At 51.5% G+C, this 12882-nt stretch carries 13 protein-coding genes; 12 read left to right on the top strand and 1 reads right to left on the bottom strand.

Annotation, left to right across the window (positions count from 1 at the left end):
- Positions 1 to 18 precede the first annotated feature (18 nt).
- The 8 genes from PJDR2_RS06445 to PJDR2_RS06480 all read left to right on the top strand — a co-directional run bounded on the left by PJDR2_RS06445 (position 19) and on the right by PJDR2_RS06480 (position 8334).
- Positions 19 to 1206 carry a glycosyltransferase family 4 protein gene (locus PJDR2_RS06445; protein WP_015842853.1) on the top strand — a complete coding sequence of 396 codons (1188 nt, stop codon included), beginning with the start codon at positions 19 to 21 and terminating at the stop codon, positions 1204 to 1206.
- A complete protein-coding gene (locus PJDR2_RS06450; protein WP_015842854.1) occupies positions 1207 to 2400 on the top strand; it encodes a glycosyltransferase in 1194 nt (397 codons plus the stop codon). It abuts the gene before it with no gap.
- Positions 2397 to 3545, top strand: a complete 1149-nt coding sequence (locus tag PJDR2_RS06455; protein ID WP_015842855.1) for a glycosyltransferase — start codon at positions 2397 to 2399, stop codon at positions 3543 to 3545. Before PJDR2_RS06450 ends, PJDR2_RS06455 begins: the two co-directional genes overlap by 4 nt.
- A gap of 86 nt (positions 3546 to 3631) precedes the next feature.
- Positions 3632 to 4561: a hypothetical protein gene (locus tag PJDR2_RS06460; protein WP_041613312.1), complete on the top strand. Its 930-nt coding sequence runs from the start codon at positions 3632 to 3634 to the stop codon at positions 4559 to 4561.
- Positions 4558 to 4851 (top strand): lasso peptide biosynthesis PqqD family chaperone, encoded by a 294-nt coding sequence (locus PJDR2_RS06465; RefSeq protein ID WP_015842857.1) that lies wholly within the window; start codon positions 4558 to 4560, stop codon positions 4849 to 4851. The genes PJDR2_RS06460 and PJDR2_RS06465 overlap by 4 nt, the downstream gene beginning before the upstream one ends.
- A 7-nt stretch (positions 4852 to 4858) precedes the next feature.
- Positions 4859 to 5302, top strand: a complete 444-nt coding sequence (locus PJDR2_RS06470) for a lasso peptide biosynthesis B2 protein (RefSeq protein ID WP_015842858.1) — start codon at positions 4859 to 4861, stop codon at positions 5300 to 5302.
- A 24-nt stretch (positions 5303 to 5326) separates the two neighbouring features.
- Complete coding sequence (locus tag PJDR2_RS06475) at positions 5327 to 6535, top strand: nucleotidyltransferase family protein (RefSeq protein ID WP_015842859.1); 1209 nt, start codon at positions 5327 to 5329, stop codon at positions 6533 to 6535.
- Positions 6532 to 8334, top strand: coding sequence for an ABC transporter ATP-binding protein (locus PJDR2_RS06480; RefSeq protein ID WP_015842860.1), 1803 nt, complete (start codon positions 6532 to 6534; stop codon positions 8332 to 8334). The genes PJDR2_RS06475 and PJDR2_RS06480 overlap by 4 nt, the downstream gene beginning before the upstream one ends.
- Positions 8335 to 8422: 88 nt before the next feature.
- On the opposite strand, the gene PJDR2_RS32840 is transcribed toward PJDR2_RS06480, so the two are convergent.
- Positions 8423 to 8536, bottom strand: a complete 114-nt coding sequence (locus PJDR2_RS32840) for a paeninodin family lasso peptide (protein ID WP_015842861.1) — start codon at positions 8534 to 8536, stop codon at positions 8423 to 8425.
- Positions 8537 to 8817: 281 nt separating this feature from the next.
- Between PJDR2_RS32840 and PJDR2_RS33420 the strand changes: the two genes are divergently transcribed.
- Genes PJDR2_RS33420 through PJDR2_RS06500 form a run of 4 tightly spaced genes read left to right on the top strand, consistent with a single transcriptional unit; the run spans position 8818 to position 12874 of the window.
- Complete coding sequence (locus PJDR2_RS33420) at positions 8818 to 9930, top strand: AAA family ATPase (protein WP_015842862.1); 1113 nt, start codon at positions 8818 to 8820, stop codon at positions 9928 to 9930.
- Complete coding sequence (locus tag PJDR2_RS06490; RefSeq protein WP_015842863.1) at positions 9908 to 11161, top strand: CpaF family protein; 1254 nt, start codon at positions 9908 to 9910, stop codon at positions 11159 to 11161. Before PJDR2_RS33420 ends, PJDR2_RS06490 begins: the two co-directional genes overlap by 23 nt.
- A complete protein-coding gene (locus tag PJDR2_RS06495) occupies positions 11152 to 12015 on the top strand; it encodes a type II secretion system F family protein (RefSeq protein ID WP_015842864.1) in 864 nt (287 codons plus the stop codon). Before PJDR2_RS06490 ends, PJDR2_RS06495 begins: the two co-directional genes overlap by 10 nt.
- 10 nt (positions 12016 to 12025) lie before the next feature.
- The gene (locus PJDR2_RS06500; RefSeq protein ID WP_015842865.1) at positions 12026 to 12874 is read left to right on the top strand and encodes a type II secretion system F family protein; all 849 of its coding nucleotides are present in this window, start codon (positions 12026 to 12028) and stop codon (positions 12872 to 12874) included.
- The last annotated feature ends 8 nt before the right edge of the window (positions 12875 to 12882 follow it).

A 12882-nucleotide genomic window follows, 5' to 3' on the forward strand; every position in this document is an offset into this window, starting at 1 on the left:
CAGAAAAGAGTGATTCCAATGAAAGTTCTGACGACCGGATTAGGATGGAACGAACTGCAGCCCGGGGGGCTGAACCGTTATTTTGTGGATTATAACCAGGCTCTCCGGGAGCACGGTCATGCAGAGCTTGGGCTGGTAGTCGCGGATCCGGGCATGAAGCTGGAGACAAGCCTGAACGTGGCCAACACGGTTGATCATGGAGAAGGCGGTCTGCTGGCCCGGATAAGATCAGTGCGCAAGTATACGCTGGAGGCGCTGGAGTCCTTCCGCCCCGATGTTTTTAATCCCCATTTCGCCCTTTACGCATCCATGATATCCAGGCAGGCGCTGCCGGATCATATTCCGATCGTGACCCATTTTCACGGGCCTTGGGCGATGGAATCCAAGATCGAAGAGGACAACCGCTCCGCCATATTCCGGGAAGCCAGGTATTTAATGAAGAAACAGGTCGAGCAGGTCACTTACCGGCGGTCTGACAGCTTTATCGTGCTAAGCGAATATTTCCGCGATATCTTAACGGATCACTACGGCGTAGACCGCCGGAAAATACATATTATCCCCGGTGCCGTGGAGCATGAGCGGTTCAAGCCGCATTCGGACCGGGAGGGTCTGAGGAATAAGCTTGGAATCAAGTCGGATCAAAGACTTCTTTTCTGCGCGCGCAGAATTGTACGGCGTATGGGAATAGACCGTTTGATCGAGGCAATGAGAATAGTTGCGGACCATCATCCTGAAGTGCTTCTGTTTATTGCGGGAGATGGTCCGATGCGAAGCGAATACGAGAGGCAGATTGATAAGCTAGGTTTGTCTGCCCATGTAAAGATGCTTGGCAGAGTATCCAATGAGGAGCTTGTCGAGTGGTATCAGGCAGCGGATTACAGCATTGTCCCCACGATTACGCTCGAAGGCTTTGGCCTTGTCACGATTGAGTCTTTGGCATGCGGAACTCCGGTGTTTGGAACTCCTTATGGAGGTACCAAAGAGATCTTAAGCCGATTTTCCCCGGAGCTTCTTTTCGGGGAAGGAACATCGGAAGCCATCGGCGGCAAGTTGATCGACGCCTTAGGGGGAAAGATCCTTTTGCCGACGCGGGAAGACTGCCGCGACCATGTGCTAAAGCATTATACCTGGAGTACCGTGACTTCTGCGGTTACGGATGTGTTCAAGGAGGCGCGGGAGAAACGGGGAAGGGGGAGGCGTGTTTAGATGAGAATCGCCTATTATAACCACACCAGCTCCGTAAGCGGGGCGGAGATTAATTTGCTTGTGACTGCCGCACATTATCAGCGGTCAGAGGTATTGATTATGGCTCCGGAAGGCGAGCTGCTGGAGCGTGCGCGTGAGGCGGGGCTAGCCGCGATTGCTTTACCGAGCTATAACGCCAGATTATCCCGCAATCCTCTTCGTCTGGCAGCCGGGGTTCTCGGAATGATTGGGGCCGGTAAACAGTTATCGGATGCGGCCATGGCAGGCGGGGCAGAGGTTATACATGCAAATTCGCTTCGTGCAGGGATGATGGCCTCCTTGTTCTACTGGCGTCACCGGATCCCTGTGGTCTGGCATCTTCACGATAATCCTCCGGAAGGGCTTGTCGGCAAATTAATCCGGATGTATGCCGCAAGAGCAGCGCAAGCGTTTATAGCGATTTCCGAGCCTGTCATGAAGGGTTTTGGCAGTTCTTCGGGACCCGTTCATCTGATTCATAACGGTGCCGTACTCGGCCATTTCTCCGAGCTGGAGAAAAAGCGATACAGGGTGGACCTTAGACGACAATTAAATACGCCTGCAGGATGCAAGGTAATGGTTATAATCGGACAAATTACGCCGTGGAAGCGGCAGGAGGATGCGATTCGGGCGCTGCATTCCTTAATTCAACAGGGAGAGGAGAGTTATTTATGGATTGTCGGGGAGCCGAAGTTCCGGGAGGAGAACATGCTTTATCTCAAGGAGCTAAAGCGTCTGGCCGACGAATTGAACGTCACGCGGTATATCCGGTTTACAGGTTTTCGAAATGATGTGGATCAGCTATGCTGTGCCGCGGACCTGCTGCTCTTATGTTCCGAGAATGAGCCGTTTGGAAGGGTTATTATTGAAGCAATGGCACAGGGAACGCCGGTCGTTGCTACCGGTGGCGGCGGAGTGGGAGAAATTATCGAGCACGAAAGAAGCGGCTTATTGTACGAGACGGGCAATGTCCCTCAGCTTGTGGACTATATCCGTTCCTTGCTGAACAATGACAGGCTGCGCAAACAGATCAGCATAAATAGCGTTGAACGGGTCAACGGACATTTTTCTATTGAGCAAGCCGCAGCCGTGACGGAACAAGTATACGCTCAAATGATATGGGAGAGAACGGGTAGAGATAAAGGGCTTCAGCAAACCAAGGGGGTGGCGAAATGAATTACCGGATTGCCATTGTACACGATTATTTGAATCAAATGGGCGGAGCGGAGCGGGTTGTTGGCGTTATGCACAAGCTGTTTCCGGACGCTCCGGTCTATACGACGATCGTAGATCGAGAGAAGCTGCTTCCCGATTTGCGCACGGCCGATATCCGAACGACCTGGATGCAGCATATCCCGAATATTTTACGGGACTTTAAGCTGTACTTCTGGCTTTATCCGTTTGCGGTCAGATCTATCGATCTGAAGGGATACGATATCATCGTAAGCTCCAGCAGCGCTTATGCAAAGGGCATCCGGAAGCCGGGCAACGCCGTACATTTATGCTACTGCCACTCACCTATGCGTTTTGCCTGGAACTTTGACGGTTATATCGAAAATGTGAATGTATCGAAGACGCGCCGGACGGTTGCCAAGTGGCTAACCTATCCGCTTCGGCTGTGGGATAAGGCGAATTCGAAGCAGGTGGACCGGCTGATCGCCAATTCGAGCGTGGTAAAGGGGCGGATTTCGAAGTTCTACGGACTTGATTCCGCCGTCATTTATCCTCCGGTAGAGATTGACCGTTTCTCCGTAAGCGAGGAGGGGCCTAAAGATTATTTCCTAGTTGTCTCCAGGCTCGTCTCGTACAAAAAAATTGATATCGCGGTGGAAGCCTGTACGCGTCTTGGACTCAAGCTTCTTATTGTCGGAGACGGGGATGACCGGAAGCGGCTCGAGAGCCTTTCAATTCCGAACGTACAGTTTCTTGGAAGAAGGAGCGATGAAGAGGTAACCAGCTATATGCAGCATTGCCGGGCCTTATTGTTTCCGGGACTGGAGGATTTCGGGATCACCCCTCTGGAAGCGAATGCATGCGGAAGGCCGGTTATCGCTTTTCAGGCAGGCGGTGCGCTTGATACGATCAAGGCCGGTGTAAACGGCATGTTTTTCAAAGAACAGACGACGGAATCATTAATGGATGCCTTGCGGGAGTTTGAGACCAAAGAGTGGGATCCCGGGTTAATCCGGGAGCATGCGGAATCCTTTAATGAGCGTTACTTTATTGAACGGCTGTTGTCCAGCCTGCAAAGCGCGATTGATCCTTTAGGCAGCAGCCTCCAGCATTACGGTGTGGAAGCAGGCGTACATGCAAGTTCTTAGCATACCCTTTTTTGCTACATTTTGTTGATTTTTTAGGTCTATATTGATACAATTAGTATCAAATAAAGGGATAGGTGAGATCCAATATGGAGCACAACAAGCGAATGTATACAGCCTACGGTTTACGGCTCGCAAGCGAAATGGAATTGCCGGAGCTGCTCACCGCAACAGATGACGGATCTGAGCCTGATGCTTGGATTACTTATGCCGATTTAAGCGGATATGTTGCGAATTGGGAGCCGGATAGACGAAATTGGGCGGATGGGGAGCAGGTTCTGATCTATGTTCCCGGTGTAGCCTATTACCGCGTGTTATATAACCTCATTCAGGTGATGCCTCTAAAAGACGTGGATCCAAGGCAATTCCGTCTTTATATTGTTGGCGCATGCTGCAGCGTACTGCTCGTCCGCAGAGGAATTGTGCCGATGCACGCCGGCGGCGTAGTGATAGACGGCAAAGCTTACGCCATTCTTGGAGACTGCGGCGCTGGAAAGTCTACGCTCGGAGCCGCCTTTATGGAGGCGGGTTACAAGCTGCTAAGCGACGACATTGTTGCGGTAGCGATGAACGAGAAGACAAACGAGCTGACGGCTTATCCCGGTTATCCGCAGCAAAAGCTTTGGCGTCAGAGCCTGGAATACTTCCAGCGGGAAGCGACAGACTACCGGTCAATCTTGCAAGATTACGATAAATATGCGGTTCCTGTTACGGACCTGTTCCACAAAGAGCCGGTACCGCTTGCCGGAATATTCGAATTGGAGAAAGCGGATATCCCGCAGGTTCGAATTCATCCGTTAACACCGCTGCAGCGGGTGCAGCTGTTCCGTTATCATTCCTTCCTTGACCGCGTGTTAAAGGAAATGAAGCTGGAGCAATGGCTGTTTACCTTCGGAACCAAAGTAGCGCTGGCCATTCCGTTTTATCAAATAAAACGACCGTCTACCGGATATACGGCACCGGAGCTGGTCAGTCAAATTCTACATACCGTGAGAGAAAGAGAGATGATTTCATTATGAGTCAATCCAGCGTGCTGATTCATGAACGTATCGTTCAGGCGGAAGGCTTTCTTGTTAGCGATATGGGCGGCGAAAAAGTAATGATGAGCATTCAGAACGGCAAATATTTCAATCTGGGACATTCGGGCGGAGAAATCTGGGAGCTGCTTGCTGCGCCGACAACGTTGGAAGAGATCGTAAACCGGCTTTGCCAAGAGTACGAGATTGAAAGAGAAGTTTGCCTGAACCAAGTGGTTTCTTTCCTGAAGCAGCTTGCGGAGCAGGGCCTTATCGTCAACGCGGGAGCGTGACGACCGTATGGGACGGTTGCGAAAATTTTTGGCTTCCGATAGAGCGTTTAAGCTGCTGCTGCTGGAAGCTTTTGTGAACCTGGGTAAGGCCCGTATTATGAAGGCGGTTCCTTTTGCGAGAACGGCTCCGAAACTTGGTGTTGCGATGAAAGAAACCTCCTTCTCGGATTCCGGGGAGGAGACGGAGCTCATCCGTAATATTGCCCGGGCTGTGCGGATTATGAGCCGCTATACCTTGTGGGAGAGCAAATGTCTCGTGATGGCAATTGCCTGTATGAACATGCTGGCGAAGCGCCGGATCGAGAGCACATTATATCTTGGAACAATGAAAAATGATAAAGGATCCATGAGCGCACATGCCTGGCTCCGGACGGGACCGCATGTGGTGACCGGTGCAGAAATTATGGATCGTTACACCGTCGTTGGCATTTTTGGAAAAGTGCTGAGGTGATAAACAGGCAAGGGGAGAATTGAGATGAGCCAACCGTGGGTGCTGGATATTAGCTCTTTTTCAAACGAACTGCGTTTCTTGTTGCGATTGCTGCGCAGTGACAATAAATTGGAAGCGGAAGAGGCTGAGCTGCTCGCCCATGGACTGGATTGGCCGTTGTTCCTCCGTTTTGCCGTTTATCACGAGACCTATCCGATCCTTTATCCTTTGCTTGTTCAACTCAATGCCAAGCAGCAGTGGACACCGGATTTTGTAATGGCTAGACTGCGGACACTTTATACGCGTAATACGATGATGATGCTGCAGCTGCGCGGGGAGATGGAACGTGTTAACGGGTTGCTTGAAGAACGGAGGGTACGGCCTTTATTTCTGAAAGGTCCCGTTCTTGCCGCTATGCTGTATGGCGATGTATCCGGACGTACCTCCGGCGACCTTGACATTCTGGTCGCTAAGCAGGACTGGGACGCCAGTGTGCAGCAATTGCTGTCAGCCGGTTACGTTCTTGCAGAGCAGTATGAAGAGGAAGAGGTATTAAACAATACCGAACGAAAAACGCATCATGTTTCCTACATTCATAGGGAGAAAAATATTGAAGTGGAGTTGCACTGGAGCCTTAATCCGGATACCGTAATCGAACCTTCCTTTGAAGAGTTGTGGGCACGCCGGCAGGCGAGCTCCTTGCATAAGTCGGTATTTACGCTAGGCAATGAAGACTTGCTGGTCTACCTGATTTTGCATGGAACGCGTCATGGCTGGTCATCCCTGAAATGGCTGCTTGATATAGACCGGATGATGAACCAATTCCTGAATTGGAACAGAACAAACCAGTTGTTCGACGAGAGCGGAAACCGGGTGCTTGGAGGGGAGGCGTTCTTGCTGGCTACGCAGCTGCTTGGAACCCTGCTTCCGGAGGAGGCTCATGCGATGACGCTCGCACCTAAGGCAACACGGCTTGCGCGTATGGTGCTTCCTTTTATCCGGGAGGAACTGGTTCTCTATCCAAAACCGGAGCGCAAAGACATTGCGGTGCTGTTCAACCGTTATTTGCTGGCAACGATGAGTCCCCGGCAGAAGCTGCTTTATGTGACCAACAAGCTGTATCCAAGCTCGAAAGATATGAGCGTACTGCCTTTGCCCCGGTCGCTGCACTTTTTATACTTTCCCCTTCGTCCATTCCTATGGTTCTGGCGGCAAGTGAAGCGGCAGACGCCTAAAGAGGAGGCCTCCTCGTGAATGAGATGCTGCTCTTGGTCCGCAAGCTTCACGCTTCCTCCGGGAACAGGTTGTATCTTCATCTGCTGTTCATGCTGCTTGTCAGCTGCCTTGAGGGAATCGGCATCTTCCTGATCATTCCGCTGCTCAGCTTGATTGGCGCGTTTGATATGGATGTTGGCGCGATTCCCTTTATCTCGGCCGCAATGGAGAAGCTGCAGCATTCCCGTATTCCTCTTAATCTGCCAATTATTCTACTGCTGTACGTTCTGCTCGTTGGAGGGCAGGCGCTGCTGCAGCGGAATCAAATGATATTAGGCATACAAATCGAACAGCGTTATATTAAAAAGCTAAGAATCGAGACACACGAATCTTTATTGAAGGCCAAGTGGGAGTTCTTTTTAAATCGCCGAAATTCCGACTTTAATCAGGTATTGTCTACCGAGCTTAACCGGGTAAGCAACGGCATCAGCATGCTGCTGTCGTTAGTGTCGGCGGCTGCCTTTACCCTCATCCAGGTTGGCTTTGCGATGTGGCTGTCCCCAACGCTTACTTCGATTATTATTGCCAGCGGGCTGCTGCTGTCGCTTATTTCACGGAAGTTTGTGCGGAAATCCGCCAAGCTGGGGAAGGAATCCACCAAGCTGTTTCAGAGCTATTTTGCCGGCTTGAGCGATCATTTTAACGGAATCAAGGATTTGAAGAGCAATCTTCTTGAGTACTCGCATATCCGCAAGTTTATGGAGTTGTGCGGGAAGATCGAGGCGAACTACGTAAGAGCATACCGTGTGTATGCCAATTCCCAATTTCTATACCGGGCTTCCTCAGTTGTTCTGATTGCCGTATTTGCTTACGTTTCGATCAAGCTTCTGAAGGTCGCACCTGAGCAGCTTTTGCTGGTTGTCCTCATTTTTACCCGTTTGTGGCCGAGGTTTATTACGATCCAGTCCAGTCTGGAGCGGATGATGTCGCAGCTTCCCGCCATGCAGGTGCTGACCGAGTTGCAGAAGGAGAGCCGGAATGCACGGGAGTCGATTCTGTTGCAGGATGCCGGACAGATAGAGCCTCTTCGGATAAAAGACAGCATTACTTGCGCCAATGTAAGCTATCGCTACGATAAGTCTTCCTCGCGGCTTGCATTGCGAAACATAGATGTTTCGATACCGGTTAATCAAATGTCTGCGATTGTCGGGAAATCCGGAGCCGGCAAAAGCACTTTCGTAGACATGCTTATGGGATTAATCGAGCCGGAAGCAGGAGAAGTTCTTGTAGACGGCAAGCCGCTTACCGAAGAAAAGTTATTGGCATACCGGCATTCTATCGGTTATGTAGCGCAGGAGCCTTTCCTGTTCCATGGCACATTGCGCGAGAACCTGCAGCTTGTTGTTCCGGATGCCACCGAAGATCAGATGTGGGAGGCTCTCCGATTCTCTTCTTCGGACGAATTCGTCCGCAAGCTTCCGGAAGGGCTTGATACCATTATCGGAGATCGTGGTGTTCGCTTATCCGGCGGAGAACGGCAGCGGATTGTGCTCGCTCGGGCGGTATTAAAGAAGCCTTCCATCCTGGTATTGGATGAGGCGACCAGCGCGCTCGACAGCGAAAACGAGGTTCAGATCAAGGAAGCGCTTGACCGGCTGAGGGGTAAAATGACCATCATCGTTATTGCCCACAGGCTGTCCACCATCCGGCATGCGGATCAGGTCATCGTGCTGGACAATGGTGAAATCGTGCAGCAAGGCGGCTATATGCAGCTGTCGATGGAAACGCGCGGAACGTTCAGGAAGCTGTTAAGCTACCAGACCGAAGCCAACGCTTAAGCGTTGGCTTTATTGTTGTTTAGGGAATGTAAAAAACCCGTTTCCCTCTTACAGGAAACGGGTTTCTCGTTATAGGAGGTGAAGAGAATTATTGTCTGTGGCTGCCGTGGAATGTTGTAACAGAGTTAACCTCTACATCACCATCGAAAGTCATTTTTACGTCAAGCACTTCCAAAGTTGGCGCTTCCCATACTTTTTTCATACTGTCACCTCCTCTCACATGTTGAAGTATCTCCCTATGTACGAGATACATTACGTTTCTGATTATAGCATAATTGATACAAAATGTATCTATTTGAACGAAAATGTTTTTCTTTCTTTTTAAACAATTTTAGTTGACGGGCATTTGGATGAGGTGGTAATATTTGTACAATAAATTGATTCGGCTCATGTACGGAAGCACCGTAGAAGGCCGCAGGTAAACTGCGCCTTTTACGGTGCTTTTTTTGCGTTTGCCGGAAGGAGAAAGGCAGGAGCAGGCAGGTGAGACATCAATTAGTGATTGCAGTCAAGGAGCAGGATTATGTAAGAAGACTGGCCGATTACGTGCGCGACAGCCCGTTCAGCGAGCTGTGGCAGCTGACGGCTTTCACCCATGCGGAGGCATTTGTGCAGTTTCTGAAATCGGGCTATCCGGTTCACGGAATTGCCGCACAGCCTTGCATGCTGGAAGCTGCTGCCGGGATATTGCCCGAAGGAGTTCCGGTTGCTGCGCTGGTTGCGGCACCGGGCCAGTTCCCGCTTTATCAGGAGCTGCTGCAATATCAGGCGCTGCCGGGGCTGTTGCAGAGGATGGCCTCCTTAATGGCCCCTGTTTCCCAAGGAGCTGCAAGAGAGCAGTCCGCTCAGGTCATTGCTGTTTATTCGGCATCCGGCGGTGTTGGGAAAACAACATTGGCCAGACAGCTCGTTCATACGGCAGCGAGCAGCGGGCAGCGAATATTTTATCTCAACCTGGAGCGCTGGAATGCGGTGGATACGTGGTTGGAGGCCGGGGTAGTTCATGGGGATGAGGGGTTGTCCCAACTGCTGTACATGCTCCAATCGCATCCTGGCAAGGCTGGAGAGTGGCTTGGGCGGCATAGCAAGCGTGATCCGTACTTAAGGGCGGATTATATTTTGCCTTGTTCGAATCCGGAGGACCGTTTGACGCTTCAAGCCTCGGATGCGAATGCCATTGTACGGACGATAGCGGCAACCGGCCAATATGATCTGATTGTTATTGATCTGGATGACGGGCTGGACGAGCTGCATTTGACCTTACTGGAGCTAAGCCATGAAGTTATCTGGCTTGTAACGGAGGATGCTGCTGTTCAGCGCAAGAGCCAGTTGGCTTATCAGTACGGCGTACAGCGTTTTGGGGAACGTTTCCGTCTACTGGAGCCACGGCTGCAACTGGTTGTGAACCGCAGTGATGGCCAACTGCATATTAGGCGGAGCATATTCAAGCAGGCCTATGCTTTTCTTCCGGATACGGCGGCAATGGGCAGGGGAGCAACGGCTGTTCTTGCATCGCCTCCATATATGGCCGCAGTGGAAAGGCTGTATCAGCAGCTGGTCAAGGAGGAAGGAGGTGTGCCAATTGCTAACGGATGAAGCGGTCCTTGAATTAAAAAACCGGATTAAGGACCGGCTTGATTACTCCGGCTCGGTGACAGACGAGCAGTTAACCGCAATCGTGGAGCAGACCGTATTTGCCTGGAGCAGCAGCAACCCTCTAACCGCCTCGGAGCTGGCTTCGCTGGTTCGGCGTCTGTTTCATTCGTTTCGGGGACTTGATATTCTACAACCGCTGATGGATGACCCGACGGTGACGGAAGTCATGATCAACCATCATTCGGAGATTTTTATCGAACGAGGCGGTCGGCTAAGTCTGCTGCCCGCATCTTTTGAGAGCAGGGAAAGGCTGGAGGATTTGATCCAGTCGATTGTTGCGAGCGTGAACCGGGTCGTAAATGAATCTTCTCCGATTGTTGACGCCCGTCTCAAGGATGGTTCACGCGTTCATATCGTACTGCCGCCTGTTGCGCTAAGGGGACCGGCGATGACGATCCGTAAATTTCCGGAAAAGCCGCTGACGATGGACGAGCTTGTTGCGAAGGGAGCATTAACCGGGGAAGCGGCTGTTTTTCTACAGCAGCTTACGAAGGCGCAGTACAACATTTTTATTAGCGGCGGTACCGGTACGGGAAAAACCACTTTTCTCAATGCCCTGTCCCAATACATCCCCCAGGATGAACGTTTAGTCACGATTGAAGATTCCGCCGAGTTGCAAATCCGCAGCGTTCCCAACCTTGTTTCACTTGAGACGCGGAATGCCAATACCGAAGGAAAAGGGGAGATCGCGATCCGCGATCTGATTCGGGCGTCACTTCGGATGCGTCCTAACCGCATTATTGTCGGCGAGGTACGCGGCGGAGAAGCCTTGGATATGCTGGCGGCGATGAATACAGGCCATGCAGGGAGCATGTCCACCGGTCATAGTAACGGTCCCAGGGATATGATGTCCCGGCTGGAAACGATGGTAATGAGCGCGGCGGAAATGCCGGTTCAGGTCATCCGCAAGCAGATTGCCTCGGCTTTGGACATTGTAATCCATCTGTCTCGTTTTAGGGACCGTTCCCGCCGCGTAACGGAAATTTGCGAGGTCGCAGGACTGGAGGATGGAGAGATTGCCGTCCGGCCGCTTTTCCAATTTGAAGAGAAAGGCGAGGAGGGCGGGAAAGTGTTCGGCACGCTTAAGCGCACCGATTATAAGCTCTATCATACCGACAAGCTGAGGATGGCAGGTATGAAGCTTGCAGAGGAGGATGCGATATGCCCGTAATCCGAGCTGCGCCTCTCGCAGCAAGAATGAGGACGATACTTGAATGGTGCGGTTGGGACTCTTCCTTTCGGGCTGGCGCGCGCAGCAGTAAGCCTTCAACCAGCATTAAGCCGCTTCAGGACTATAACCAGTACCTGCTGTCTTATAAGCAGTTTATGGGATCCGCGGCTGTTGGCTTCGTCATTATTTTCGCTGCTGTCTACCTCATCTATCATTCCTTTATCGTATCTGGTTTGTTTGCCGCCGGAGGCCTGGCTGCGCCAAGAATGTACAAGTCCTTCTTGCTTGTCCGGCGTAAGGAAAGGCTGCAGCTGCAATTCAAAGAAGCCTTGTATTCCCTGGCCTCATCGCTGGCGGCTGGCCGATCGGTAGAAAATGCTTTTCTGGCAACCATTGACGACCTCAAGCTGCTGTACCCGGATCCGAATACGGAGCTTCTGCTCGAGTTCCGGATTGTCAAGTATCGTCTCGATAACGGGGAACCACTTGAACAAGCGCTGCGCAGCTTGGCAAAACGTACCCATTTGGACGATATTACGCAATTTTCCGATGTGTTTGCCGTATGCAAACGCTCCGGCGGGGATCTGGTTGAAGTGATGAAACGGACCTCGCAGACGATCGGCGAAAAGCTGGAGGTCAAACAGGAAATTTCCGTTCTGCTTGCGCAAAAGCGTTTTGAAGCACGGATTATGATGGCTGTTCCGTTTGCCTTTCTTGGTTTTCTGAGCGCTTTTGCCCCCGATTACATGAAGCCCTTGTACGGGGGAGGCGGATATGTCCTGCTCACCATCGGCCTTGTCGTATTGTCCTTTTGTTTCTGGCTGATTCATCGAATTATGCAAATACGCGTGTAGGAGGCGTGGAATGGCTTTTCTTGTACTGCTCTTGGTCCTGTTCTGGGGACTGCTCATAGGGAGGGACGGATTGGCAAAGCTTCTGAAAAAGGGGAAACCGGATTGGAAGGGATTATTGCTTGTTAGACCCTTTGACCGGCTGCTGGAACGCGGCAAGCTTTACGAGCATCTGCAGCTTTCGCTAAGCAGCTACCATTCAAAGCAGATTATCCTGAAGGGAACGGACTGGCAGCTGAATCAGACAAAGCAGCATATAGCGGAAACTACGGGGTTCGGCTATGCCGTATTGTGCGTCTGCACTCTTCTGGCCGTGCTGGCGAAGGAGCCGCTGCTTATCGGAATGGGCGTACTGCTAGGGTTACTGCTTCCGGTCAGGCCTTTTATGGAAGCCGGCAGGCTGGTTGAACGAAGAAAACAGGCTATTGTTTCCGAACTGCCTGAAGCGCTTAGCAAGCTGATGCTGCTTGTTGGCGCGGGGGAACCGGTGCTGCAGGCATTCTCCCGCTGTTTGGAGGGGAAAGACCCGGCAGTGCAGCCGTTATATAAAGAGTGGGACAGAGTGGTTATCGCCTTACGGAACGGCGAGTCCTTCAGTACGGCGCTTGAGCGGTTTAACCGGAGTTGTGCCGTGCAGGAAGTATCCATTTTTACAACGGTAATACTGCTTAATTATCGCAGAGGCGGCGATCAATTTGTCCTTGCTTTACGGGAAATATCTTACTCCCTATGGGAGAAACGCAAAGCGGTTGCCCGTTCCCGCGGGGAAGAGGCTTCGTCCAAGCTTGTTTTTCCGCTGGTGGGCATATTGCTTGTGTTAATGGTATTTGTTGCGGCACCGGCGATGCTGCTCATGTCTTGATTTTATCT

The organism is Paenibacillus sp. JDR-2, from assembly GCF_000023585.1.
Taxonomy (GTDB): domain Bacteria; phylum Bacillota; class Bacilli; order Paenibacillales; family Paenibacillaceae; genus Pristimantibacillus.